We start from the raw sequence: 23,792 nt of genomic DNA on the forward strand, positions 1-23,792 counted from the left end.
CCCAAGCCCCGCATCACGCGATTAAAAACGAAAACGCCGCACGGGATATCCCTGCGGCGTTTTAGATGTGCTGGTTAAATGTGGTAAACTGTGCCCCCTGCCCGTTCCTGCGGCACAGGATAGGGGTGCCTCGCGGATTACTCCGCAGCTCCCGTTTCAGGCGCTTCATCGACCGGACGCGGCTTGCCCGCTTCATCCACGGCAACCATGGTAAAGCGTGCCTCGGTCACATGCTCGCGCTGTGCAGAGAACGCCCGACGTGCCCAGACCTCGATCCGGATAACCATAGAGCTGCGCCCGACCTGATCCACAGCCGTATAAACGCACAAGGTATCGCCCACTTTCACCGGCTTTTTGAAGACAATCTCGTTGGCCGCAATGGTCACAGTGCGCCCGTTGCAGCGTTCATTGGCGCGGATTGCGGCGGCAAGGTCCATTTGGGACATCACCCAACCGCCAAAAATATCTCCCGACGCATTGGTATCGGCGGGCATCGCCAAAGTGCGCAAAGTGAGTTCCATGCCTTCAGGCGTATGTGCGTCTGACATCTTTCGGGTTCCGTTTCTCGTTCTTGTGTGCCCTTCGAATGACACGCAAAGAGAGCCACCTCAAGCCCTTGAAAACACATGCAAAGCCGGTTTCACCTGAGTGCATGGCGCGGCAAGATGCTCACATCCACGCCCTGTCGACAGGCATTTATCTTCTGGCTTGGCTGGTGGGTTGAGGAACTTCCAAAAAATAAACCCCTGCGGACACAGGGGCTTAATCGGTCTAAATGGTGCGGTCGAGAAGACTCGAACTTCCACGGGAGTTACCCCACAGCGACCTCAACGCTGCGCGTCTACCAATTCCGCCACGACCGCACTGTCTAGGCTTGGTGAGGGGCTATGTAGCGAAGCGGTTCGGGGAAGGAAAGAGGAAATTGCGCACGAATTGCATTTTTTTTCACAAAAGGTTTTCAGCCCTGTCAAAAGGCAAAAACCAGGGCACACCAGAACCGGAAACCACTCGGAACGGGACAGGCATGCCGCCTTCCCTGACGCAGAGTGTGCAAGCCGCATATTCCGCGTCACGCCCCCGTCCGGCACATCACATCCTCAGAGTTGCGCAACTCCGGCAGCAATAAACCTGTTGCGCCCCCTTTTCGCGCGGAAGTGCAAGGGATAGAGCAGAGAGGAGAAACTGGCGACAACGCACCGGAGGGCGCAGCATGGTGGAATGGAGAATCACTGACGGGCTAACCGATTACGACACGGCCGTGGCCGAGATGGAATCCCGTGCGGAGGCCATTGCCAAGGGTGAGGCCAACGAGTTGATCTGGCTTGTGGAACACCCGCCCCTTTACACCGCGGGCACCTCCGCCAAGCGCGAGGATCTCGTCGATCCCGACCGGTTTCCGGTCTACGAGAGCAAGCGGGGCGGGCAGTATACCTATCATGGTCCGGGACAGCGGGTGGCCTATGCCATGCTTGATCTGAGCAAGCGCGGCAAGGATGTGCGCAAATTCGTACAGGATATGGAAGCATGGGTCATTGCCGCTTTGGAAGAATTCAATGTCAAAGGAGAAATCCGCGAGGGGCGTGTCGGAGTCTGGGTCGTACGCGAGGACAAGCCTCTGACGGCTCTGGGACAAAAGCCAGAAGACAAGATCGCCGCCATCGGGTTACGCATTCGCAAATGGGTGTCGTTTCACGGGCTGTCGATCAACGTCGACCCCGATCTGTCGCATTTCGAGGGAATCGTGCCCTGCGGCATTCGTGAACACGGGGTGACGTCTCTGGTGGATCTGGGCCTGCCCGTTACGATGGATGATGTGGACATGGCGCTAAAACGCAGCTTTGACGAGGTTTTTGGCACCGCCTAGACTTATATCATTTCTAAATTTTTGCCTCCACTTGAGCAAAGTCAAGGTGCGACAAGCATGGACTGGTAACACGGGGCAAACTCAGTATTCTGGGCACTGGACACATGACACACTCGGGAGAGAGAACCCTATGACCAAATTTCTTGCCTTCACAGCCGCCGCCCTGTTGGCAACCTCCGCTGCGGCCTTTGCTGACGGCCACGGCCATGGCCACGGCGACCCGAAGAAGGGCGAAAAAGAATTCAACAGGTGCAAAGCCTGCCACATGATTGTGGATGATGCGGGCAATGCCATCGTGAAAGGCGGCAAAACCGGGCCGAACCTCTATGGTGTTGTCGGTCGTCCGGTCGCTTCGGTCGAAGGGTTCAAATATGGTGACGGTATTCTGGCCGTTGGCGAAACCGGCATGGTTTGGGAGCCTGAGCTCCTCGTCGAATATGCAATGGACCCGACCAAGTTCATCGACACCCATGGCGGCTCCGGTCGCTCCAAGATGACCTTCAAGATCAAGGACGCCTCGAACATCGTGGCCTTCCTTGCCTCCGTGGCACCGGAAGCAGCGGCAGACGAGGCAACCGATGAGGCCCCTGCCGAAGGCACAGCCACAGAATAAGCGCCGGAAACCGGCACAAAATCAGACGCCTCACCGAAAGGTGGGGCGTTTTTTGATAACGCAAATCACCGCCCTCGATGCCGCGGAACACGGAAACCGGAAACTTCAAGCCCACATTACGCATTTTTATTGCGACAAAATGCGCCAAAATATTGCTCTCGACTTCGTGAAGCTCTAAGACAAATGGATATTCCGTAATATGACTCCCGGATAAGGGAGCGGCGGAAAACACGCTTAGACAGCACGCATGACCACGCACTAGTCGGGAGGACAGCATGGCAGACGCAGCCATTCATGGGCACGAACATGAGGACAACAGGGGTTTCTTTACCCGTTGGTTCCTCTCTACAAACCATAAAGATATCGGGATCTTATACCTGTTCACGGCGGCAGTCGTGGGCTTCATCTCGGTCTGTTTCACCGTCTACATGCGCCTTGAGCTTATGGAACCCGGTGTGCAGTTCATGTGTCTCAACGAGGCTGGCGAATCTGCGGCCCGTCTGATTTCGGGATTTGGTGCCGAAAACTGTGACCCGAACGGCCACCTCTGGAACGTCATGATCACCTATCACGGTGTGCTGATGATGTTCTTCGTCGTAATTCCCGCCCTGTTCGGCGGTTTCGGCAACTATTTCATGCCGCTCCAGATCGGCGCACCGGACATGGCGTTTCCGCGTCTGAACAACCTGTCCTACTGGCTCTATGTCTGTGGCGTTGCTCTTGGGGTCGCGTCCCTGCTTGCTCCGGGCGGCAACAACCAGATGGGGTCCGGCGTGGGCTGGGTGCTTTACCCGCCGCTGTCGACCTCTGAGGGCGGCTATTCGATGGATCTGGCGATTTTCGCCGTTCACGTCTCCGGCGCATCCTCCATCCTCGGCGCGATCAACATGATCACGACAATGCTCAACATGCGTGCTCCGGGCATGACCATGTTCAAAGTGCCGCTCTTCGCATGGTCGATCTTTGTCACATCCTGGCTGATCCTTCTGTCCCTGCCGGTTCTGGCGGGTGCGATCACCATGCTGCTGACCGACCGCAACTTCGGCACGTCCTTCTTCCAGCCGGGCGGCGGCGGGGATCCGATCCTCTACCAGCACATCCTTTGGTTCTTCGGCCACCCCGAAGTCTACATCGTGATCCTGCCGGGCTTTGGCCTTGTCTCCCACATCATCGCGACCTTCTCGCGCAAGGCCGTTTTCGGCTACCTGCCGATGGTCTGGGCGCTGATTGCAATCGGGGTTCTGGGCTTTGTCGTCTGGGCACACCACATGTATACCGTGGGCCTGTCGCTGACACAGCAAAGCTACTTCATGATGGCCACAATGGTCATCGCCGTTCCGACCGGTGTGAAAATCTTCAGCTGGATCGCGACCATGTGGGGCGGCTCTATCGAGTTCAAAACGCCGATGCTCTTTGCTTTCGGCTTTCTGATCCTCTTCACCATCGGCGGCGTGACCGGCATCGTCCTGTCGCAAGCCGGTGTGGATCGCGCCTATCACGACACCTACTACGTTGTGGCCCACTTCCATTACACCATGTCCATGGGGGCAGCCTTCACCATCTTTGCCGGTATCTATTTCTACATCGGCAAGATGTCGGGGCGCCAATACCCCGAATGGGCAGGCAAGCTGCATTTCTGGATGTTCTTCATCGGGGTCAACCTGACCTTCTTCCCGCAGCACTTCCTTGGCCGCCAAGGCATGCCGCGCCGTTACATCGACTATCCGGAAGCCTTTGCCTACTGGAACAAAGTCTCCTCCTACGGTGCGCTTCTGTCCTTTGCGTCCTTCGTTCTGTTCATCGGCATCGTGTTCTACACGCTTCTCGCGGGTCGTCGCGTGACCGAGAACAACTACTGGAACGAATATGCCGATACGCTGGAGTGGACACTCCCCTCCCCGCCGCCGGAACATACGTTTGAGACGCTTCCGAAGCAGGAAGACTGGGATCACCAGCATTCGCACTAAGTGACCCGAGTTAAACCATCAAAGGCCTCGCAGAGATGCGGGGCCTTTTTCATGCGCCCGCGTTAACCCTTTAAGACATTGGGCACCCCCTGCCCTTATGCCGTCATGCTTTGCGCCGAATTCCGGTTTACCTTGACCTCACAAGACGAGCAGGAGCAGGAAAATGATGGCGTTTTTCTTCAAATTACGAGACACAGGGGAACCTCCGCGGGCCACGAGATTGTCGGACCACTGGCATCCACCGCAGTTCTCGAAAATCTACGACCCGCATGACCGTCAAACCCGCGTGGCCATGTTAATCACTTCGCCGGAGCCTTTGTTCGACGCGGATACACAGGATTTCCACCGCCAAATCGACGCTTTGGTGACAGAGATCAACCGGATCACCCGTTACAAATGGACCTGTCAGGAAGCAGCGCAAGCCGCGTCTCTCTTTCCCGCGCATCCCTCGAAGGGCTTTCTGGCCATTCTGGAACATGGCAGCAACGGCTCCTATGCCACCCGCAACCAGCAGATCAAAGCCTATTACGCCTTTGACGGCAAACGGATCGGAGGACTTGAGCCACGCGGGATGATTGTGGATCACAACGAGGCCGATATGTGTCTGACTGTCTAGAGCAATGCCCAGACATACGAATTTCCCTTTGCGCCGACCTACCCTCTGCGTAGACTGAGCAAAAGCCTTTCGCGAGCGCCCTGCGCGACAGATGTCCGGCAATACCTCGCAATGTCAAAACGTAGCGGGTCTTTCTCGGGCATTTTTTGGGCCCAAGTGGCTTGCGACAGGCTTCAAACACAGAAACGCACAGCCATGCCCTACCGCTGGACGCCAGCACATACCACGCCCCTGCCGCGCGCAATGCCAGACGCCGATGCGCCCGACACGGCTGCGCCCGTGATGCGGCTTGACCTCTGGCCGCACCGCAGCCTCAAGGGCAAAGGGTTTTCCGCGACCATCTGGATCATGTTTTTCGGCGGTCTGATCCCTGTCGTGCCCTTTATCGGCACCATCGCTTTCTGGATCTTGCTGATCTTCATGATGACCGCGCTGGCCGCACTCTGGACCGCGCTACGACGCTCTGATCGCGACAGGCTGCGCGAAGAAATGAAAATCTGGCCTGACCGCATTTGCCTCACCCACTGGCCCACAAAGGGCGCACCAAAGACATGGGAAGCCAATCCCTATTGGGTCCGCATCACGCTGCATCCCGGTCACGGCAAGGTCGAACAATATCTGACACTGAAAGGCGGCGGGCCGGAGCCTGCGCGAGAAGTCGAACTTGGCGCGTTTCTCAGCCCCGAGGAGCGCGAAAAGCTGCGCGATGATCTGGCCTTTGTGCTCGGGCAGTTGAAAGGCTAAAGCTCTTGTCGCCAGCTTGGATGCGAAAAAGGCGACCCGAAGGCCGCCTTTCATCGTCTCTATCGGCGGAGCTTCAGACGCCCAGCTTGGCTTTCACCAAGGGGCCGGCAGCACCGAAATCCATCTGGCCGGTGTATTTGGCTTTCAAGACGCCCATCACCTTGCCCATATCGCGGATACTTTCCGCGCCAGTCTCGGAGATTGCCTCTTCGACCGCTTTCGCAACTTCTTCTTCGTTCAACTGGCGCGGCAGGAATTCCTCGATCACGGCGATCTCGGCGCGTTCCTTTTCCGCCAGTTCCAGACGCGCACCTTCTTCAAAGGCTTTCGCGCTTTCCTGACGCTGTTTGACCATCTTGCCGAGGATTCCGAGAACGTCATCGTCAGAGACGACAACCTCTTCTCCCTCGCCACGAGACGCAATCTCACGATCCTTTATGGCAGCGTTGATCAGGCGCAGCGTGGTCAAGCGTTCGCTGTCCTTTTCCTTCATTGCCGTTTTCAGTGCGGCATTTAACCGGCTTCGCATATCCATATGGGCCTCATCCCCTAGGTCACATTGCAAGAGGCCAACATAGCGAAAGCCTCCCCCAAGCTCAACCACTCATCGCAGACGCTAACATTTCGCGCAATCCATTGAAAACATTGGACTTTACATTTTACAGGAAAAACACACACGAAACCTTGACGCTGCGCGTCCCATTCCTTAGGTTCCGGCCAATTTTGCCCCTATCAGGAGAGTCGTGCCATGGCATCTGGTCTACAGTCCGGAAATCCAACCGCTTGTCTGGCTTTGGCCGATGGCACCATCTTCTACGGAAGAGGCTTTGGTGCCACCGGAACGACCACAGCAGAGCTGTGCTTCAACACCGCAATGACCGGTTATCAGGAGATCATGACCGATCCCTCCTATGCCGGCCAACTCGTCACCTTCACCTTCCCGCATATCGGCAATGTCGGTGTGAATACCGAGGATGACGAAACCGCCGATCCGGTCGCCGCAGGCATGGTGGTCAAATGGGACCCGACCGATCCATCGAACTGGCGTGCGCAGGAAGAACTTGGCCCATGGCTGGCCAAGCGTGGCCGTATCGGCATGGGAGGCGTCGACACCCGCCGCCTCACCCGCGCAATTCGTCAGCAAGGCGCGCCCCATGTTGCAATTTCCCATGACCCAGAGGGCAACTTCGACATCGAAGCTCTGGTCAAACAGGCGCGAGACTTCTCCGGCCTTGTCGGGCTTGATCTGGCGAAAGACGTCACCTGTGCGCAAAGCTATCATTGGGACGAAATGCGGTGGGCATGGCCTGACGGTTTCCCCAAGCGCGAAGGCAAAGGCTTCAAGGTCGTTGCTGTGGACTTCGGCGCAAAGCGCAACATCCTGCGTTGTCTGGCAAGCGCGGGCTGTGATGTGACCGTGCTTCCCGCCACCGCCACCTCTGAAGAGGTTCTGGCCCACAATCCCGATGGCGTATTCCTGTCCAATGGTCCGGGCGATCCGGCAGCCACGGGTGAATATGCCGTTCCGATGATCAAAGAGGTGCTGGCCAAAGACCTGCCCGTCTTCGGAATTTGTCTCGGCCACCAGATGCTCGCGCTGGCACTCGGGGCCAAAACGATCAAGATGAACCACGGCCACCACGGTGCAAACCATCCGGTCAAAGACCTCGGCACAGGCAAGGTTGAGATTACCTCCATGAACCACGGGTTCACGGTGGATACGCAAAGCCTGCCCGCAGGTGTCAAGGAGACTCATGTCTCCCTCTTCGACGGGTCCAACTGTGGCATCGCGGTCGAAGGCAAGCCGGTTTTCTCGGTGCAATACCACCCCGAAGCCTCTCCGGGTCCGATGGACAGCTACTACCTGTTCGAACGCTTCGCAGCTGCAATGGCAGAACGCGAAAACGCCTGAACCGCGCAGCACTCAAAGATTTGACAACACGAGAAGGCGGGAGATTTCCCGCCTTTTTGCTGTCTTTTGCGATCATTCGGCACTTTCACCGTCAGACTTAACGCCCTGTTAACCAAGCCTGTTCCAATCTCCAGCCATCGGCGCACCCGCCCCGAAACATGGCCCACGGACGAGAACAAGGTGACGAATGTCTTTTGACATGCCCCAACAGATACCGACGTTGCAGAACCTCGATGCCCCTGTCGAACCGCTTGTGCTGACAAGGGCCCAGCGCGTGTTCCCGCGCCCTGCCGCAAGGTCGAAACGCAAACCCGTGGGCCAGATACTGGTCGAGATGGGAGCCCTTGATCCGGACGATCTACTGCGCGCTGCATCCATGCGCCAACGTGAAGATGCACGTATCGGTGACATTCTGCTGGCTCATAATATGGTGAGCGAAAACGCGCTTTTTACCGCCCTGTCCCGCCAGTTCAACGCCGAGATCGCACAGTTCGACCGTTTTCCGCCCGATGTGCGCCTCATTGACCGGATCGGAGCCGATGAATGTTTGCGGCGCGGGATTTTGCCGTGGCGACAGGCCGGAGGCAGCGTTCTCATCGCCTCCTGCCGTCCCGAACAGTTCGACGATCTGCGCCCGCGCTTAACGTCACTGTTCGGCCCCGTGCGGCTGGCGGTGACATCGGAAACCGCTCTGCATGACGCCCTGTTGCGCTCACGCCAACGCAAACTGGCCACACAGGCAGAGACCCGCGTCGCCGCGCATGAAAGCTGCCGCGAGATGGACATTCGCAAACTGACACGCATGATCTCCGGTCTCGCGGTGCTCGGCGTAATCCTCGCCCTGATCTCCCCCCTGTCGGCGGGCATCCTGCTCACCTCTTGGGCGGTCATCACTCTCGTCATCTCCGTCGCCCTCAAGATCAGCGCCGCCGTCGCACAGGCCAAAGTCGCACGTCACCGCCAGACCACCTTTGCCAGTCGGCGGAAGCGCACGTCCCTTCCGACCATATCGATCATGTTGCCCCTGTTCAAAGAGCGCGAGATCGCCACACGTCTCATCAAACGCATATCGCGCCTGAACTACCCTCGTGAACTTCTCGACGTCTGTCTGGTCGTCGAAGAGGATGACACCGTCACACAAGAGGCCATCGCCGGCACGGAACTCCCGCGCTGGATGCGACAGATCATCGTGCCGCGTGGCGGGGTCAAAACCAAGCCCCGCGCTCTGAATTTCGCGCTCGATTTCTGCCGCGGCTCTATCGTGGGCATTTATGACGCCGAAGATGCGCCCGAGCCCGAACAGCTTCACAAGGTCGCCGCGCATTTCGCGCAGGCGGGACCGGAGGTGGCCTGTGTTCAGGGGGTTCTCGACTTCTACAATGCGCGCACCAACTGGCTGTCGCGCTGCTTCACAGTCGAATATGCAACATGGTTCCGGGTGATCCTGCCCGGATATGAGCGAATGGGGCTGACCGTGCCTTTGGGCGGCACCACCCTGTTTTTCCGCCGCGATGCGATAGAGGAACTCGGCGGATGGGATGCCCATAACGTGACCGAAGACGCCGACCTCGGCATTCGTCTGGCCCGTCACGGCTACCGCACAGAGCTTTTGCACACGGTGACCGAGGAGGAGGCGAACTGCCGCCTCTGGCCGTGGATCAAACAGCGCTCACGCTGGCTCAAGGGCTATGCGATGACCTATGCAATGCATATGCAGCACCCCCGCAAACTTCTACGCGATCTGGGGCCGTGGCGTTTCTTTGGTGCGCAGGCCCTGTTTCTGGGAGCGCTGTCGCAATTCGTTCTGGCACCCTTTCTCTGGTCCTTCTGGCTTTTCCCCTTGGGGCTGCCACACCCGATGCGCGCCGTGTTGCCGCATGATCTGGTGATCGTCCTCGGTGCGATTTTTCTTCTGTCGGAAGCTATCACCGTTGCGGCGGGCATGGTTGCGACCTCGACGCCCAAACACAAATGGCTCTGGCCTTGGGTGCCGACACTACATTTTTACTATCCGCTTGCCACGCTGGCCGCGCTCAAAGGTCTCTGGGAAATGGTGTCGAAGCCCTATTACTGGGATAAGACCGCGCACGGAATCGACGATCTGGGCTTTCATGACGATCAGGACGCGACCGCCCCGCAAAGCACTCCACAAACCGGACAGGTCGAGATCAAAGCAGCGGCAAACCATCCCGCGCTGCCCCAAAGCGCCACGGCCCCGCTCGTCCTCTACCCCAAGAGCGCCAGACCACGCTTGCGGGAAGTGGCCGAAGCTGCGCAGCCTTTTGTCTTTGACACTCCGGATGCAGAGGCCAGCGCCCCACTCCCCAATCAGGGCAGACGCCTGACCTTCGGGCTGGACCTGTCGGCACATCCCTGACGGTCCGACGTGGCGCAGCATAGCTTACGGCTTACCGCACCTTTTCGGCGTCGATTTTCAGACGGGTGACAAAGGCTTTCGAAATGTGATCCGACAACGCCTTATGCGCCGCCTCTCCGTCGCCGGCCTCAATGGCGGACACGATGAGATCATGCTCCTTGATCGCCTCTTCCCCGCGCCCCTCCGCCGCCAGAGAGGTGCTCGCCAATAGCGCCATAGAGCGGTGCACCAGATCAAGCTGCTGCACGAGATATTTGTTGTGTGAAGCAAGGTGGATCTGCTTGTGAAACCGGCGGTTGGCCCGAGACATTTCCTCCGGCTGCCCGATGAGGGCGCGGTCGGCTTCCACCATGTCGCGCATCACGCGCACTTCTTCGGGCGTCGCATGGCGCGCAGCCAGTCGCGCCGCCAGCCCTTCAAGCTCGGTCCGCACCACATAAAGATCCGCCATTTGATTGTGATCAAGCGAGGCCACGATCAACGAACGCCCGTCCCTTGTGAGCATCGACTGCGTCTCCAGCCGCTGCAACGCCTCGCGAATGGGCGTGCGGGACACCCCGAACCGTTCAGCCAGTTCGCTTTCGACCAGCCGGTCGCCGGGGCGGTAAATACCCGTATCGATGGCCTCGAGGATCATCTGATAGGCATCTTTCTGACTTATACGCGTGTCATTCATCTCGCGGGCCTCATGTCTCGCTCTGGCAGTTTCCGGACTGGCTGTCACGCACCGACAGGGGTGCGCGGGCGCAGGCCCGAACCATAGACAGGGCATCCCCCTGCGATCAAGCGCTAACATGAGTGCAAACATTCAGTCAGCTTGCACATTGCGTCGCGCAGGCCTAACACGGGGGACATGGTAGCCGATCAATTCTCACATGTGAAAACCTGGGTTTTCGACCTCGACAATACGCTTTACCCGCCTGAGGCGGCTCTGTTTGCGCAGATTGAAGTCAAGATGACCGACTGGGTCGCGCGCGAACTCAAGGTCACAGCCGAAGAAGCCAACAGACTACGCGATGAATACTGGCGTGACTACGGCACCACGCTATCGGGCATGATGGCCAAACACGGCACCGACCCGCTGCCCTATCTGAGCTATGTCCATGACATCGACTTTTCCGGACTGACGCGCGATGCCGAACTGAAGGCCGCGATTACCGCGCTTCCGGGGCGCAAGATCGTCTATACCAACGGTTCCGCCCCCTATGCCGAACGGGTGCTGGAGGGGCGCGGGCTCACCGGAATTTTCAACGCGGTCTACGGAATTGAACATGCCGAATTCCATCCGAAGCCGCAGCCGCAGGCCTTTGACACCGTGCTGGGCCGTGACGGGATTGCTCCCGAAGTGGCCGCCATGTTCGAAGACGACCCGCGCAACCTCGAAGTGCCGCATCGTCTGGGCATGAAAACCGTCCATGTCGCACCGGCCCCACTGGACCCGCCCGCACCACATATCCAGCATCACACCCATGATCTGGCCGGTTTCCTGCGCGCACTCACCTGAGCGGAACCACGCCTCTTCCGCAACGGCCATGCCCCGTAACGCGCACCTGCGTCAAACTGCCGCCGTGACCGGTTGCCTCGCGCCTCCTATCAGGACCGGAACAACCACGCAAAATCCGGAGATCGCACATGGCCGAAGCTGCCGCAGACCATACCCCGCACGATGAGCTTATCGCCTCCACCCGTGGCGTCGTTCTGTTTCTTCTCGCTGTTGTCGTCGTCATCGCGGCGGTGATCTACGGCATGTTTGCCATTGGCCCGTGGGTTCTGGGCGTAACAGCCGTGGCCACGGTTCCCGTGATCTATGTCGTGCTGATCCTTCTCACGATGGGGCAATAAGGCCCCCTGTCTCCGACATGAGACAGACTGTCCTTGGACAATCCTCTCTTTTGCACCTATCTCTTGGTCACGAGCCGAGCAGACACGACCCGAGGTGCAAAGGAGACCCCCATGGCCGATACCTCTCTCCCACATGACAGCGTCGATGTGCTGGTCTCCGGCGGCGGAATCGCCGGACTGATCGCAGCGGCGGCTTTCGGAGCCTCAGGTTTCAAAACCCTGATGGTTGACCCCACCCCGCCCGTTGTAACGGGCCACGAGGCCAGCTCGGACCTGCGCTCCACCGCCTTTTTGCGCCCCGCGCGTGACCTGTTCGAGAAGATCGGCATCTGGGAAGATCTTGCCCCTCATGCCACCCCCTTGGAAGCCCTGCGCATCGTGGACACCATATCCGGCGAGACCGGTCCCGAGATTCGCACAGAACGCCAGTTCGAAGGCCGCGAAAGCGCCGACGAACCCTTTGGCTGGAACTTTCTCAACTGGGTCATCCGCCGCGAACTGGCGCGTGCGGTGCCGGATATTGCCAATGTCGAACTGCGCTACGGTGTCGGCTTCAAAACCATGCTGACCCGCACCAACGAGGCACGTGTCACCCTCTCCGATGGCGCAACGGTCCGCGCAAAGCTCGTGGTCGCTGCCGATGGGCGCAATTCACCGGTGCGCGAAGCAGCGGGAATTGGCGTCAAAACCACGCGCTACGGACAAAAGTCACTCGCCTTCACCGCCACCCATGAATTGCCGCATCACAATGTCTCTACCGAGATTTACCGCGAAGGCGGCCCCTTCACCATGGTGCCACTGCCCGACATCGACGGCAAACCGGCCTCTGCCATCGTCTGGATGAACAAAGGCCCCTATGCGACCGAATTGTTGAACATGGAAGTCGACGCCTTCAACGCCACCATGACCGACCGTTCCGCCGGCTTGTATGGCTCACTAAAACTGGCCTCTGGTCGGGGTATTTTTCCGATCATTACACAACTGGCAGACCGCCTCTCCGGCGAGCGGGTAGCGGTGATTGCCGAGGCCGCGCATGTCTTGCCACCAATAGGGGCGCAGGGGCTGAACACCTCGCTCAATGATCTCGCGGAACTGCTGACGCTCTCGGAAAACCATCGCGGCGACCTTGGCGGGCAGGAAATGCTCGACGCCTTTGCCAAAACCCGTCACCGCGACATCGCCGCGCGCGCCAAAGTGGTGGATCTGTTCAACCGGGTTGTGCGCTCCGAAGATGAAATCCTGCGCACGGTGCGCCTCTTGGGCCTCAAGGCCGTCCACGACCTGCGCCCCGTGCGGCGCAAGGTGATGAAAGCGGGGCTGGGGCCGATCTGACGCCGAACGGTTTCATATCAAAGGAATACCGTCTCCTTTGCTGCCCCAAATACTCAAAAGACACGTTTTGCCAAGTGGCCCGCGCCTATGAGTATTTATGTGCAGCAAAGGAAACAGGGACGCTTAACCCAGAACCGCGTCGAGAGCGGCCTCAAGCCGACCTACGGTTGCATCCACGTCATAGAGCTTATCAAGCCCGAACAGCCCGAGCCGGAAGGTCGAGAAGCCCTCGCCCTCGTCGCATTGCAAAGGCACACCCGCCGCGATCTGAACGCCGTGGGCAGCAAAGGCCGCGCCGGTTTTGATCGCAGGGTCATCCGTGTAGCACACCACCACACCGGGGGCCGCCACACCCTCTGCTGCAACCGATTTGAAGCCGCGCTCTGCCAGCAACGCCCGCACTCGGCGTCCCAACTCCCACTGCGCGTCCGAAAGCTTGGCAAAACCGTATGCTTTCGTCTCAAGCATCGCATCCCGAAAGGCACGCAGGGCATCTGTCGGCATGGTGGCGTGATAGGCGTGCCCCCCGCCCGTGTAGGCCTCCATGATCGTCAGCCATTTTCCCAGATCAATGGCAAAGGACGAGCTTTGGCGGGCTTTCACCACCTCAAGCGCTCGCTCGGAAAGCATAACGAGCCCCGCCGACGGTTGCGCGGACCAGCCTTTTTGCGGGGCCGAAATCAGGACATCAACGCCGGTCTCTTTCATATCCACCCAAGCACAGCCCGAGGCGATACAATCCAGCACCATCAGCCCGCCATGGGCGTGGACAGCTTCGGCCAGTTCGCCGATATAGGCGTCGGGCAGGATCATCCCCGAGGCTGTTTCCACATGCGGGGCAAAAACGGCGGCGGGTTTTGTTTCGTGAATTTTGGCGATGGCCTCTTCCAAAGGCGCAGGCAAGAACCCGGCATCCGGCTCATTGCCCACACGGCGGGCTTTCAGAACGGTCTGAGAGGCCGGAATATCACCTGCCTCGAAAATCTGGGACCAGCGGAAAGAAAAGAAGCCGTTGCGGATCACCATCACATCCTCGCCCTCTGCGATCTGACGCGCGACGGCCTCCATCGCATAGGTGCCGCCACCGGGCACCACCACGGCTGTATCCGCCGCGTAGACCTCGCAAAGCGTGTCGTGAATGTCCGTCATCACCTTTTGAAAGGTTTTCGACATATGGTTGAGGGAACGGTCGGTGAAGACCACCGAAAACTCGAGCAATCCGTCAGGATCGATATCAGTGCGCAATGCGGTCATGGGGTCCTCCTTAAAGCGTTTCGCGAAATCCCGAGTGCATATTTTCTGGGCACGCGTGGCTGTGTCGGGCTCAAAAGAGCACCGGACGTTCGAAAAAACAAGGCGTTATATCGGAGCGACATGGCCTCCCGAAAATCGTAATTTCAGCGCGGGATCTGCGAGAAAATTCTGCCCACCTCACTCAGCCGGTCACTCTGTCGTGACGCTTTCTGACGTGACGCTTTGCGGCTCAAGTGCCGCCTCGACATCAAAGGCCAGATCGCCGCTGTCCGACACGGGGCGCGGCAAAGGCAAAGGAGAGCTTTTCAGCATGGGGCGGCAAAAGGGCTGGGCCGCAAGCCAGCGCCGCATGTCTTCGCGTTTGCGGGCGGAGTGAAACGGTCCCCAGTCAGCCGCGACGCCGCGCATACCCTGGCTGACCACCTGATCCCGCGCCACGGTTTTGTTCATAATCCGCACTGCACAGGACAGGTTCATCGCCCCGTCCTTGAGCGCCTCGCCCGTGCATGCCCGACAGTTGTAGTGCCGTGCGGTTGCAGGGGCGATCTGCACCAACCCGAACCAGCGCCCGCCGCCACCAACCGCCGACTCCCGCCACGTACTTTCGTGATAGGACAAGGTGGACAACAGCCCTGCCCAGAACGCCGCGCGTCCGCTTTCGTCCTGCGTGGCATAGCCCGGACACCACGAAGATATGTCCTGAGGAACGGTTTTGATCAGGGTCTGGCCGTGACCCGCCACAGCTTTCATCGCCGCACGGGTCCATGCCGGCCCCTTGTTCTGGGACTTCCAGCGCAATTTCGGAATACGGATTTCATAGGGGCGCGGCTTGGGAATCACACTGACGGTCAAGGGCGCGACCGGAGCCGACATGGTGGAGGCGGTTTCCGAGGCGGCGGCCTTTGTGCCTGTGCCCAGCCCTGCACTCAATGCCAAAGCCGCAGCCAGACCAACGATCCCGTTCGAACACCCCATCACAGCACACAGCCCTTCATAATTTCCCTATATATGCCCGTTCATCCCCCTCTTTGCAAAGCCCGCCCTCTTGCCCATCGGCCACAGAGCGCCTAGAACGCGGGAAAGTTCGACCAGATCAGGGACATGCCTATGCTCGACCATCTCGAATATGCCGCACCGAAGGTAAAAACCATTGCAGGTGCGAAAGAGGATTGGGAACTCGTCATCGGGATGGAGATTCACGCGCAGGTTGCCTCCGAGGCAAAGCTTTTCTCCGGCGCCTCCACACAATTCGGCAGCGAACCGAACTCAAACGTGTCTTTCGTTGATGCGGCCATGCCGGGCATGTTGCCGGTCATCAACGAATATTGCATCGAGCAAGCCGTGCGCACGGGGTTGGGCCTGAAAGCCGACATCAACCTGTTCTCCGCCTTTGACCGCAAGAACTATTTCTACCCGGACCTGCCGCAAGGCTACCAGATTTCACAGCTTTACCACCCGATCGTAGGCGAAGGTGAAGTGCTTGTGGACATGGAACCCGGTGTGGCGCGTCTCGTGCGGATCGAACGCATCCACCTTGAGCAGGACGCCGGCAAATCGATTCACGACATGGACCCCAATATGTCCTTCGTCGATCTCAACCGCACCGGTGTTGCGCTGATGGAGATCGTCTCACGCCCCGACATCCGCGGGCCTGAAGAAGCCGCCGCCTATGTCCTCAAACTGCGCCAGATCCTGCGCTATCTGGGCACCTGCGACGGCAACATGCAAAACGGCAACCTGCGCGCGGACGTGAACGTGTCGGTCTGCCGTCCCGGCCAATACGAGAAATATCAGGAAACGCAGGACTTCTCCCATCTCGGCACGCGCTGCGAGATCAAGAACATGAACTCCACGCGGTTCATCCAGATGGCCATCGACTACGAGGCCCGTCGCCAGATCGCCATTCTCGAAGATGGCGGCGAGGTGGATCAAGAAACCCGACTGTATGACGCGGCCAAGAACGAAACCCGTTCCATGCGCTCGAAAGAAGAAGCACATGACTACCGCTACTTCCCCTGCCCCGACCTCCTGCCGCTGGAGATCGAACAGGAGTGGGTGGACGAGATCAAAAAGAGCCTGCCCGAACTGCCTGACGAGAAAAAGGCACGTTTCGTCAAAGACTTTGGCCTGTCCGAATATGACGCGGGCGTGCTGACCGCTGACACTGTGAATGCCGACTATTTTGAAAAAGTGGTCGCCACCGGTGAAGATGGCAAACTCTCTGCCAACTGGGTGATCAACGAATTGTTCGGTCGCCTGAAGAAAGACGACAAGGACATCGAAGATTGCCCCGTGACGCCCGAACAACTGGGCGAGATCGTCAAGCTGATCAAGGCGGATACGATTTCCGGCAAGATCGCGAAAGACCTGTTCGAGATCGTCTACACCGAAGGTGGCGATCCGGCGCAGATTGTCGAAGAGCGCGGCATGAAACAGGTGACGGATACGGGTGCAATCGAGGCCGCCGTCGATGAAATCATCGCTGCCAACCCCGCGCAGGTCGAGAAGGCCAAAGCCAACCCGAAACTCGCGGGCTGGTTCGTGGGACAGGTGATGAAAGCCACCCAAGGCAAGGCCAACCCGAAAGCGGTTGACGCGCTGGTGAAAGAAAAACTCGGGCTTTGAGCCGAAATTGATCCATCAAGCCGCCCCACGGGGCGGCTTTTTCATGTGAGCTTGTCCATGCCGCTTCCCGCGCCACATATCTCCTCGCTCATAGAGGTTCGCCCGGACTGGGTAGATTACAATGGCCATATCAACATGGCCTATTATGCCGTTATCATGGATCAGGGCGGAGACGAGATTTATCCGCATATCGGTCTGGGCGAAACCTACGCCAAGACCGCCCGCCACACGACCTACACGGCGGAAGTGCACATCTGCTACAAACGCGAGTTGAAACTGGGCGACCGCGTGCGGGTCCACACCCGGCTACTCGATTTCGACGCCAAACGTATGGTGCTGTTCCACGAAATCCACCACGAAAACGGTTGGATCGCGGCCACGGCAGAAGAACTCCTTTTGCATATCGACATGTCAGGCCCGTGCGTCGTGCCCTTTCCGCCAGAGATATCCGTAAAACTCTCTGCACTTAAAGACTCACACAGTCACCTGCCCTCTCCCGCGCAAGCAGGTCGTTCCATCTCGCTCAAGAACAAAGCTGCGTGATCCTCCGCCGATGCCCGCGCACTTCCGGCGCATGCTATTGACGCGACCGGACACTGCGCTACACCATCCCCCAGAGCGCAAGGAGATCACGATGCCCCGTTACGAATATCTGACCATTCCCGCACCGCGCAAAGGTGAGAAAGCCAAAGGGATCAAAACCTCCGAAGGCCGGATCGCGCAAGCCATGCAAAGCCTGCTGAATGCCAAAGGGGCAGAGGGATGGGAATATCTGCGCGCCGACCTTTTGCCTATGGAAGAACGTGCGGGGATCACCTCGAAAACCGTGAACTATCACACCGTTCTCGTCTTTCGCCGCGAAATGGATGAGGCGCGAGCCAGCCTGCGGACCGAAGAGACCACAGCCCCCGCCCGCAAATCCCTTGCCGCAGATCGGGACACTCCGCCGCCTTCTGTGCCCTTTCCGGCCAAAGCCGCAAAAGGCGCAGGGGCTGACGCGCGCAAGCTGGACCCTGACGTGGCCGACGAGATTGCCGAAGACCGCGAATCCTGAGCGTCACACGTCCAGATCCAGCGCCAGCGCGTGAATACGTGGCACCAGATCCCCCAGCGCCTTGTGCACCATCCGGTGACGGGCGATGCGCGACTGTCCCTCAAACGCGGCGCTGCGAATCCTGACATTGAAGTGGGTCTCCCCACCCCCACCCGGATTGCCCGCATGTCCGGCGTGTGCGGCACTGTCATCCACCACGATCAACTCAGTGGGCGCAAAGGCATTTTCCAAGCGTTCGCGCATTTCATCGGCAATTGTCATCATCCAACCCTTTTCCATTTGGCCATTCTCATCTAAAGTCCTGCGTCCGAGTCGAAAAGGTTGAGGCAGATGGATAAGAAAGACCCCTTCGGTTTTGATATTTCGGTATCTTCCGCAAAAAAGAACAAACGCGGCGGCCGTAGAGGCATGTCTGGCGCGTTCGAAACCTCCAAACGCGTGTGCGAATGGGAGGGCTGTAACGAGCCGGGACAATACCGCGCACCGCGGTCGCCAGACCATCTGGACGAGTATAAATGGTTCTGCAAGGACCACGTGCGCGAATATAACCTGCAATGGAATTTCTTCGCCACCGCTACGGAAGAAGAAATGGACGCGGCCTACAAGTCGTCGCAGACCGGCGACCGCCCGACCAAGCCTTTCGGCAAGAAGTCGGTCGAACAACGCGCTTGGGAACGCCTTGGCATCGACGATGCCCATGAAGTTCTGGGAGAGAACGCCACGCGCAATCCGGGCAAAGGCGATCCGGGGGCTCCCACCCGCAAACTGCCCCCTGTCGAGCGTCAGGCTATCGAGATTCTGGAAGCCAAGGACCACTGGACCAAGGCCGAGATCAAGAAGCAATATCGCGCGCTCATCAAGGTGTTGCACCCGGATGTGAACGGCGGCGACCGCTCGCAAGAGGAACAGTTGCAACAGGTTGTCTGGGCATGGGACCAGCTCAAGGAAAGCCGCTGGTTCAAATAAGCGCCTTGCCTTCCCCTAAACAGTCACACAGAAAAAGCCCCGCCAAACAGCGGGGCTTTTCGCTTGTTGAAAACCATGTCCTAAAAATCCTTCGCCCTTCAGCCCCTGCCATCCGCCACACGTCTTTGCATCCGGCTTTCTGATGGCGCAAATACTCAAGCGCGCACCCTACCGTTCAGTGGGCGTCCGAAGGTTTGCCCCGAACAGCGCGGATCAGCGGGTTGATGATCTTTGCCACAACGGGGATCAGGATCAGCCCATAGATCAGGCCGAAGATACCGTCGAAAAAGGCGGTGACGAACCAGCCCGCGAAACTGGCAGCATCTGCAACAGAATGCGCCACAGCCTCGGTCGCAAGCTCGGCCATGTGGTGAATTTCTTCATAAGGATGATGCATCCCCAACTCATGCAGCCCGTGGATCACAATAGAGCCCCCGACCCAGATCATGGCCGCCGTGCCGACAATCATCAGAAGTTTCATCAGAGCCGGCATGAATTTCACAATCCCCCGCCCCAAAGCACGAGTCACGGAAAGCTGTCCAACACGCGCCAGCCACAGGCCGAAGTCATCGGCTTTGACGATCAGGGCGACGCTGCCATAGACCACGACCGTGATGATAATCCCGGCAAGCCCCAAGGCCCCCGCCTGAAACCAGATCGACTGATCGGCGTCGAGTGCGGCCAGAATGATGGTCATGATCTCCGCCGAGAGAATGAAATCCGTTTTCACCGCCCCTGCGATCTTCTGTTCTTCGAGATGGGTCGGGTCGCCTTCTTCCGGCATATGCCCGTCCGCATGTAGCGCGTGAGGTTTAAACAGGTGATAGACCTTTTCGGCCCCTTCAAAACAAAGGTAGGATCCGCCCAGCATCAGCAAAGGCGTGATGAGCCACGGCGCAAAGCTGGCCAGAAGCAGCGCGAGCGGCAACAGGATCACCAGTTTGTTGCGAATAGAGCCAAGCGCGATCTTGCCCACAATCGGCAATTCCCGCGCAGGCGCGAAACCGTGGACATATTTCGGTGTCACGGCCGCATCGTCAATCACCGCGCCCGCGGCCTTGGCCGAGGCCTTGGCCGCCTGCCCTGCAATATCATCCACATTGGCCGCCGCCACTTTCGCAATCCCTGCCACGTCGTCCAAAAGCGCCAGAAGGCCACTCATCCTGTTGTCCCCACTTAAATTTCACTGGCCCTATCTACTCACGAACCCCTACCGAGGCCAAGTGAAGACGACAAAAAAGCGGGGTATGCACTGTGCACACCCCACCAAAACACTCGTTAACAGACGCGAAGGCCCGAAAGGCTTACATCGCCGGAAGCAGAACCTTGTCGATCACATGGATCACGCCATTCGACTGGTCCACATCCGCAATGGTGACCGTGGCGGCATTACCCTGCTCGTCCTCGATCATCACCATGCTGTCCTTGACCATCGCCTTGAGCGTGCACCCGCCCACGGTCGGCACGTCATGCATACCGCCATCATCTTCGATCATACCGACAAGAGCTTCGGACATCACATCGGCGGCGACCACATGGCAGGTCAGAATTTTGGTCAGCTGATCTTTGTTTTCAGGTTTCAGAAGCGTTTCGACCGTTCCTTCCGGCAGAGCGGCGAAGGCGTCGTTGGTCGGAGCAAACACGGTGAAAGGACCTTCGCCCGACAGGGTCTCGACAAGACCGGCGGCTTGCACAGCGGCCACGAGCGTGGTGTGGTCGGCGGAGTTCACGGCGTTCTCGACGATATTTTTGTCAGCGAACATTTCAGCGCCGCCCACCATCGGGTTTTTCATCATGGAATCATCGGCAAAAGCTGTGGTTGCAAGGATCGTGGCGGTGGCTGCGGCAAAAATTGTGCGTTTCATAAGTGTATCTCCCTTTCGGTCCTCAACCCAGTGTCGAGGTTATGAGGTCTACGGGCCGGATCACGGTGCGGATCACCTTTTTGTCCTCACGCCTCTTCACGCTGGCGTGAGTCTGTGCACAGCCCGCACACAGAGAATGCACGTCTTCTCGGCGCTCTGCCTCTTGCACCTCTCGGCGCGATAGGGCACGAAGTCAGGTGAGTAATGAAATGCGATGAATAGAGCGGGCAATATCATGGATGCGAACGCAAAACCGACCGAAACCATTTCCGTGCGCGACGTGTTCGGCATCGACACAGACATGACGGTGAAAGGCTTTGCCGAAACCACCGACCGTGTCCCTGAACTCGACCCCACCTATAAATTCGATCCCGACACCACCATGGCGATCCTTGCAGGCTTCAGCCACAATCGCCGTGTGATGATCCAGGGCTATCACGGCACAGGCAAATCCACCCACATCGAACAGGTGGCCGCGCGCCTGAACTGGCCCTCCGTGCGTGTGAACCTCGACAGCCACATTTCGCGGATCGACCTGATCGGCAAAGACGCGATCAAGCTCAAAGACGGCAAACAGGTCACCGAGTTTCAGGAAGGCATCCTGCCGTGGGCACTGCGCAACCCCTGCGCGATCGTGTTCGACGAATATGATGCGGGTCGCGCCGATGTGATGTTCGTGATTCAGCGCGTGCTGGAGCATGACGGCAAGCTGACGCTGATGGACCAGAACGAAGTCATCACACCGAACCCCTATTTCCGTCTCTTCGCCACCGCCAACACGGTTGGTCTGGGCGACACCACCGGTCTTTACCACGGCACGCAACAGATCAACCAGGCGCAGATGGACCGCTGGTCTCTCGTGGCCACGCTCAACTATCTGAGCCATGATGCGGAATCGAACATCGTTCTGTCCAAAGCGCCGCATTACAACACCGAAAAAGGCCGCAAACAGATCAGCCAGATGGTCACCGTCGCCGACCTCACCCGCACCGCCTTCATGAACGGCGATCTCTCCACCGTGATGAGCCCTCGGACCGTGATCACATGGGCGCAAAACGCCGAGATCTTCCGCGACATCGGCTATGCGTTCCGCCTGACCTTCCTGAACAAATGTGACGAGCTGGAACGGCAAACCGTCGCCGAGTTCTACCAGCGCTGCTTTGACGAAGAACTGCCCGAGTCGGCGGCCTCCGTCGCAAGCTGAGACTGTTCAAGACCGAGATTTCAAAGGCGGGCCTTCGGGTCCGCCTTTTTTTCTTGCGCGCCTGTGTTACCGACAAGCCCCCTGCCCTGAATATCAGCGGCACAGGTCATCGGCTTCGTTCCTCGCGCGAGGAGGTATAGCCAAAGTATATCCACAGTATATACAAAATTATTGCCAGAATCCGAAAATCGGCCTAGCCTGACTGTAACAAGCCGCTCGCACGAGGGAAGCCTTCCCCCTTGATCCCTCCTCACACGCACGCGAACGGCTTTGGTTCAGCGACAGAGATCAGCGACGGACAAAGGCCATGACAGGACAGACGCGCAAAGAGAGACGACAGGACACCGCCCCCTCCACCGCTGCGGTCTTTTGCCTTGCTCTGTTCGCCCCTTTGCCGCTTCGCGCAGCGCCACTTCCCGCCGACAACCCGCTCGCCCGTCAGTTCGCCTACTGCGCCGGACGCCTGTCCGCCGAGGCGCAACATCACGATGATCGGGAGATTTTCGCGCTCAAACAGGCCATGCAAGCTTTGCTGGATACGCTGATACCTCCAGAGGCCAACCCCGCCTATGAAGACCTGCGGATCGCGGGCCATGTGGCGCAAAGCACATTGCTCTCGGTATCACGTTTCTCTTTTGACGAAGAGGAAGCCACACGCGCCAAAGCACTGGCCGAGGAAAAGATGCGCCAGTGTCGCGGGATGTTGCTCGGCGGATAGGAAAACGATGAACACAGCCCCGCAGAAAAAGCCCACCAAACTGGCGGGCCCTTAACCTGAAATGTGCGTGGGTTTATTTTGAATAGGTGATCCGTTGCGGGCTTATGCCTCGCGGGCAGTTTTCGTTGCCTTGGTCCACCACGTCAGATCGCTGAGCATGGCCTCAAGCGACGGCAGGATGCCGGCTTCAATCTCGGACATTGCCGCATTGGCCCCAAGCGGCGAGACTTTGAAGAAATCGGAGCCGGAGATATAGACGGCGGAGCGCACCGGCACCATTTGCAGATTCACTGCCACGGCACGCAAATGCTCGACCGCGCGAGCCGCCCCGACGGAGCCATACCCCAAGACAGCAGCGGGTTTACGCACCCACTCCTTACCGGCCTGATCCAGAGCGTTTTTCAACGAGGCCGGGATCGACGAGTTATATTCCGGCGTCACGAAGATATAACCGTCATATTCGGCCATTTTCTCCTGCCATTTGATCGCAGCGAGGTCGGCAGACGGCATATAGAGGTTCGACGCCATCTCGTTGAACATGGGCAGATCAAAGTCTTTCAAATCGACCAGATCGAAATCAAGCTCGGTACAAAGCTCTTTCGCCTTGGCCAGAAGCCATTGAGCAGGTTTGTCGGCGAAACGGGCGTCACGGGTGGAGCCGATGACAATGGCAATTTTCGGATTGGACATTCCATATTTCCTTTTTCAATTTTCGCACAGACAAGTGTCTGAAACGCAGTCTGTGCCGTTGCCCGCAACCTAGTTCCGCACACACCATACACTCAAGGGCGACTTATGTTCACCGAAGCGCAAAACCTGTGCGACCTCGCGCTCAGGCA

General features: G+C 58.5%; 24 protein-coding genes, 1 tRNA gene and 1 pseudogene. 16 read left to right on the forward strand and 10 right to left on the reverse strand.

Annotation, left to right across the window (positions count from 1 at the left end; translation table 11 throughout):
• Positions 1-137: 137 nt before the first annotated feature.
• Positions 138-548 carry an acyl-CoA thioesterase gene (locus BM152_RS15560; RefSeq protein WP_197418785.1) on the reverse strand — a complete coding sequence of 137 codons (411 nt, stop codon included), beginning with the start codon at positions 546-548 and terminating at the stop codon, positions 138-140.
• Positions 549-776: 228 nt separating this feature from the next.
• Positions 777-863, reverse strand: a tRNA-Leu gene (locus tag BM152_RS15565).
• A 344-nt stretch (positions 864-1,207) separates the two neighbouring features.
• On the opposite strand from BM152_RS15565, the pseudogene lipB reads away from it, so the two are divergent.
• From lipB to BM152_RS15590, 5 genes and pseudogenes are all read left to right on the forward strand, one after another.
• Positions 1,208-1,864: pseudogene (lipB, locus tag BM152_RS15570) on the forward strand (lipoyl(octanoyl) transferase LipB); the annotation flags it as partial.
• Positions 1,865-1,994: 130 nt separating this feature from the next.
• Complete coding sequence (locus BM152_RS15575; protein WP_066605113.1) at positions 1,995-2,477, forward strand: c-type cytochrome; 483 nt, start codon at positions 1,995-1,997, stop codon at positions 2,475-2,477.
• Between the two features lie 275 nt (positions 2,478-2,752).
• On the forward strand, positions 2,753-4,444 hold the full coding sequence (locus tag BM152_RS15580; protein WP_066605120.1) for a cytochrome c oxidase subunit I: 1,692 nt from the start codon (positions 2,753-2,755) through the stop codon (positions 4,442-4,444).
• A 163-nt stretch (positions 4,445-4,607) separates the two neighbouring features.
• Positions 4,608-5,060 carry a hypothetical protein gene (locus tag BM152_RS15585; protein WP_066605122.1) on the forward strand — a complete coding sequence of 151 codons (453 nt, stop codon included), beginning with the start codon at positions 4,608-4,610 and terminating at the stop codon, positions 5,058-5,060.
• Between the two features lie 195 nt (positions 5,061-5,255).
• Positions 5,256-5,804, forward strand: a complete 549-nt coding sequence (locus tag BM152_RS15590) for a DUF2244 domain-containing protein (protein ID WP_066605123.1) — start codon at positions 5,256-5,258, stop codon at positions 5,802-5,804.
• Positions 5,805-5,877: 73 nt separating this feature from the next.
• Here the strand turns inward: BM152_RS15590 and BM152_RS15595 are convergent, their stop codons facing one another.
• Positions 5,878-6,339, reverse strand: coding sequence for a GatB/YqeY domain-containing protein (locus BM152_RS15595; RefSeq protein ID WP_066605125.1), 462 nt, complete (start codon positions 6,337-6,339; stop codon positions 5,878-5,880).
• A 213-nt stretch (positions 6,340-6,552) separates the two neighbouring features.
• Between BM152_RS15595 and carA the strand changes: the two genes are divergently transcribed.
• Together carA and BM152_RS15605 are read left to right on the forward strand one after the other, a co-directional pair.
• Positions 6,553-7,716, forward strand: a complete 1,164-nt coding sequence (gene carA / locus BM152_RS15600; RefSeq protein WP_066605127.1) for a glutamine-hydrolyzing carbamoyl-phosphate synthase small subunit — start codon at positions 6,553-6,555, stop codon at positions 7,714-7,716.
• Between the two features lie 199 nt (positions 7,717-7,915).
• Positions 7,916-10,093 carry a glycosyltransferase family 2 protein gene (locus tag BM152_RS15605; protein WP_082715402.1) on the forward strand — a complete coding sequence of 726 codons (2,178 nt, stop codon included), beginning with the start codon at positions 7,916-7,918 and terminating at the stop codon, positions 10,091-10,093.
• A gap of 31 nt (positions 10,094-10,124) precedes the next feature.
• Here the strand turns inward: BM152_RS15605 and BM152_RS15610 are convergent, their stop codons facing one another.
• Positions 10,125-10,769: a GntR family transcriptional regulator gene (locus BM152_RS15610; protein ID WP_066605129.1), complete on the reverse strand. Its 645-nt coding sequence runs from the start codon at positions 10,767-10,769 to the stop codon at positions 10,125-10,127.
• Positions 10,770-10,946: 177 nt separating this feature from the next.
• On the opposite strand from BM152_RS15610, the gene BM152_RS15615 reads away from it, so the two are divergent.
• From BM152_RS15615 to BM152_RS15625, 3 genes are all read left to right on the forward strand, one after another.
• Positions 10,947-11,597, forward strand: coding sequence for a pyrimidine 5'-nucleotidase (locus BM152_RS15615; RefSeq protein ID WP_066605132.1), 651 nt, complete (start codon positions 10,947-10,949; stop codon positions 11,595-11,597).
• A 128-nt stretch (positions 11,598-11,725) separates the two neighbouring features.
• Positions 11,726-11,935 carry a hypothetical protein gene (locus BM152_RS15620; RefSeq protein ID WP_066605134.1) on the forward strand — a complete coding sequence of 70 codons (210 nt, stop codon included), beginning with the start codon at positions 11,726-11,728 and terminating at the stop codon, positions 11,933-11,935.
• Positions 11,936-12,046: 111 nt separating this feature from the next.
• The gene (locus BM152_RS15625; protein ID WP_066605136.1) at positions 12,047-13,267 is read left to right on the forward strand and encodes an FAD-dependent monooxygenase; all 1,221 of its coding nucleotides are present in this window, start codon (positions 12,047-12,049) and stop codon (positions 13,265-13,267) included.
• A gap of 123 nt (positions 13,268-13,390) precedes the next feature.
• On the opposite strand, the gene BM152_RS15630 is transcribed toward BM152_RS15625, so the two are convergent.
• Together BM152_RS15630 and BM152_RS15635 are read right to left on the reverse strand one after the other, a co-directional pair.
• Positions 13,391-14,521 (reverse strand): aminotransferase class V-fold PLP-dependent enzyme, encoded by a 1,131-nt coding sequence (locus BM152_RS15630; RefSeq protein WP_066605138.1) that lies wholly within the window; start codon positions 14,519-14,521, stop codon positions 13,391-13,393.
• Positions 14,522-14,710: 189 nt separating this feature from the next.
• A complete protein-coding gene (locus tag BM152_RS15635) occupies positions 14,711-15,496 on the reverse strand; it encodes a transglycosylase SLT domain-containing protein (protein ID WP_231730543.1) in 786 nt (261 codons plus the stop codon).
• Between the two features lie 132 nt (positions 15,497-15,628).
• On the opposite strand from BM152_RS15635, the gene gatB reads away from it, so the two are divergent.
• The 3 genes from gatB (at position 15,629) to BM152_RS15650 (ending at position 18,200) form a co-directional block, all read left to right on the forward strand.
• A complete protein-coding gene (gene gatB, locus BM152_RS15640; protein WP_066605140.1) occupies positions 15,629-17,146 on the forward strand; it encodes an Asp-tRNA(Asn)/Glu-tRNA(Gln) amidotransferase subunit GatB in 1,518 nt (505 codons plus the stop codon).
• 57 nt (positions 17,147-17,203) lie between these two features.
• Positions 17,204-17,689 (forward strand): thioesterase family protein, encoded by a 486-nt coding sequence (locus BM152_RS15645; protein ID WP_066605143.1) that lies wholly within the window; start codon positions 17,204-17,206, stop codon positions 17,687-17,689.
• A gap of 91 nt (positions 17,690-17,780) precedes the next feature.
• The gene (locus BM152_RS15650) at positions 17,781-18,200 is read left to right on the forward strand and encodes a DUF4177 domain-containing protein (RefSeq protein WP_066605145.1); all 420 of its coding nucleotides are present in this window, start codon (positions 17,781-17,783) and stop codon (positions 18,198-18,200) included.
• A 3-nt stretch (positions 18,201-18,203) separates the two neighbouring features.
• Here BM152_RS15650 and BM152_RS15655 read toward each other — a convergent pair whose 3' ends face one another.
• Complete coding sequence (locus BM152_RS15655; protein WP_066605191.1) at positions 18,204-18,461, reverse strand: BolA family protein; 258 nt, start codon at positions 18,459-18,461, stop codon at positions 18,204-18,206.
• Positions 18,462-18,530: 69 nt separating this feature from the next.
• On the opposite strand from BM152_RS15655, the gene BM152_RS15660 reads away from it, so the two are divergent.
• Positions 18,531-19,166 carry a J domain-containing protein gene (locus BM152_RS15660; RefSeq protein ID WP_066605149.1) on the forward strand — a complete coding sequence of 212 codons (636 nt, stop codon included), beginning with the start codon at positions 18,531-18,533 and terminating at the stop codon, positions 19,164-19,166.
• Positions 19,167-19,341: 175 nt separating this feature from the next.
• Here BM152_RS15660 and BM152_RS15665 read toward each other — a convergent pair whose 3' ends face one another.
• Both BM152_RS15665 and BM152_RS15670 read right to left on the reverse strand, forming a co-directional pair.
• Positions 19,342-20,328, reverse strand: coding sequence for a DUF808 domain-containing protein (locus BM152_RS15665; RefSeq protein ID WP_066605152.1), 987 nt, complete (start codon positions 20,326-20,328; stop codon positions 19,342-19,344).
• A gap of 142 nt (positions 20,329-20,470) precedes the next feature.
• Positions 20,471-21,031 carry a fasciclin domain-containing protein gene (locus BM152_RS15670; protein ID WP_066605155.1) on the reverse strand — a complete coding sequence of 187 codons (561 nt, stop codon included), beginning with the start codon at positions 21,029-21,031 and terminating at the stop codon, positions 20,471-20,473.
• Between the two features lie 235 nt (positions 21,032-21,266).
• Between BM152_RS15670 and cobS the strand changes: the two genes are divergently transcribed.
• Both cobS and BM152_RS15680 read left to right on the forward strand, forming a co-directional pair.
• Positions 21,267-22,235: a cobaltochelatase subunit CobS gene (cobS, locus tag BM152_RS15675; RefSeq protein ID WP_231730542.1), complete on the forward strand. Its 969-nt coding sequence runs from the start codon at positions 21,267-21,269 to the stop codon at positions 22,233-22,235.
• Between the two features lie 307 nt (positions 22,236-22,542).
• Positions 22,543-22,953 carry a hypothetical protein gene (locus BM152_RS15680; protein ID WP_066605160.1) on the forward strand — a complete coding sequence of 137 codons (411 nt, stop codon included), beginning with the start codon at positions 22,543-22,545 and terminating at the stop codon, positions 22,951-22,953.
• 102 nt (positions 22,954-23,055) lie between these two features.
• Here BM152_RS15680 and BM152_RS15685 read toward each other — a convergent pair whose 3' ends face one another.
• Positions 23,056-23,643 carry an NADPH-dependent FMN reductase gene (locus BM152_RS15685; protein WP_066605162.1) on the reverse strand — a complete coding sequence of 196 codons (588 nt, stop codon included), beginning with the start codon at positions 23,641-23,643 and terminating at the stop codon, positions 23,056-23,058.
• Positions 23,644-23,792 lie beyond the last annotated feature (149 nt).

It is taken from the genome of Celeribacter halophilus (assembly GCF_900114135.1).
Lineage (GTDB): Bacteria > Pseudomonadota > Alphaproteobacteria > Rhodobacterales > Rhodobacteraceae > Celeribacter > Celeribacter halophilus.

Coding starts and splice junctions, on each gene's coding strand:
- BM152_RS15645 (WP_066605143.1), top strand. CDS start 17,204: ATGCCGCTTCCCGCGCCACATATCTCCTCGCTCATAGAGGTTCGCCCG.
- BM152_RS15685 (WP_066605162.1), bottom strand. CDS start 23,643: ATGTCCAATCCGAAAATTGCCATTGTCATCGGCTCCACCCGTGACGCC.
- BM152_RS15635 (WP_231730543.1), bottom strand. CDS start 15,496: ATGGGGTGTTCGAACGGGATCGTTGGTCTGGCTGCGGCTTTGGCATTG.
- BM152_RS15680 (WP_066605160.1), top strand. CDS start 22,543: ATGACAGGACAGACGCGCAAAGAGAGACGACAGGACACCGCCCCCTCC.
- BM152_RS15560 (WP_197418785.1), bottom strand. CDS start 548: ATGTCAGACGCACATACGCCTGAAGGCATGGAACTCACTTTGCGCACT.
- BM152_RS15575 (WP_066605113.1), top strand. CDS start 1,995: ATGACCAAATTTCTTGCCTTCACAGCCGCCGCCCTGTTGGCAACCTCC.
- BM152_RS15670 (WP_066605155.1), bottom strand. CDS start 21,031: ATGAAACGCACAATTTTTGCCGCAGCCACCGCCACGATCCTTGCAACC.
- BM152_RS15665 (WP_066605152.1), bottom strand. CDS start 20,328: ATGAGTGGCCTTCTGGCGCTTTTGGACGACGTGGCAGGGATTGCGAAA.
- BM152_RS15620 (WP_066605134.1), top strand. CDS start 11,726: ATGGCCGAAGCTGCCGCAGACCATACCCCGCACGATGAGCTTATCGCC.
- BM152_RS15660 (WP_066605149.1), top strand. CDS start 18,531: ATGGATAAGAAAGACCCCTTCGGTTTTGATATTTCGGTATCTTCCGCA.
- BM152_RS15605 (WP_082715402.1), top strand. CDS start 7,916: ATGCCCCAACAGATACCGACGTTGCAGAACCTCGATGCCCCTGTCGAA.
- cobS (WP_231730542.1), top strand. CDS start 21,267: ATGGATGCGAACGCAAAACCGACCGAAACCATTTCCGTGCGCGACGTG.
- BM152_RS15610 (WP_066605129.1), bottom strand. CDS start 10,769: ATGAATGACACGCGTATAAGTCAGAAAGATGCCTATCAGATGATCCTC.
- BM152_RS15580 (WP_066605120.1), top strand. CDS start 2,753: ATGGCAGACGCAGCCATTCATGGGCACGAACATGAGGACAACAGGGGT.
- BM152_RS15595 (WP_066605125.1), bottom strand. CDS start 6,339: ATGGATATGCGAAGCCGGTTAAATGCCGCACTGAAAACGGCAATGAAG.
- BM152_RS15615 (WP_066605132.1), top strand. CDS start 10,947: ATGGTAGCCGATCAATTCTCACATGTGAAAACCTGGGTTTTCGACCTC.
- carA (WP_066605127.1), top strand. CDS start 6,553: ATGGCATCTGGTCTACAGTCCGGAAATCCAACCGCTTGTCTGGCTTTG.
- BM152_RS15625 (WP_066605136.1), top strand. CDS start 12,047: ATGGCCGATACCTCTCTCCCACATGACAGCGTCGATGTGCTGGTCTCC.
- BM152_RS15585 (WP_066605122.1), top strand. CDS start 4,608: ATGATGGCGTTTTTCTTCAAATTACGAGACACAGGGGAACCTCCGCGG.
- gatB (WP_066605140.1), top strand. CDS start 15,629: ATGCTCGACCATCTCGAATATGCCGCACCGAAGGTAAAAACCATTGCA.
- BM152_RS15590 (WP_066605123.1), top strand. CDS start 5,256: ATGCCCTACCGCTGGACGCCAGCACATACCACGCCCCTGCCGCGCGCA.
- BM152_RS15650 (WP_066605145.1), top strand. CDS start 17,781: ATGCCCCGTTACGAATATCTGACCATTCCCGCACCGCGCAAAGGTGAG.
- BM152_RS15630 (WP_066605138.1), bottom strand. CDS start 14,521: ATGACCGCATTGCGCACTGATATCGATCCTGACGGATTGCTCGAGTTT.
- BM152_RS15655 (WP_066605191.1), bottom strand. CDS start 18,461: ATGACAATTGCCGATGAAATGCGCGAACGCTTGGAAAATGCCTTTGCG.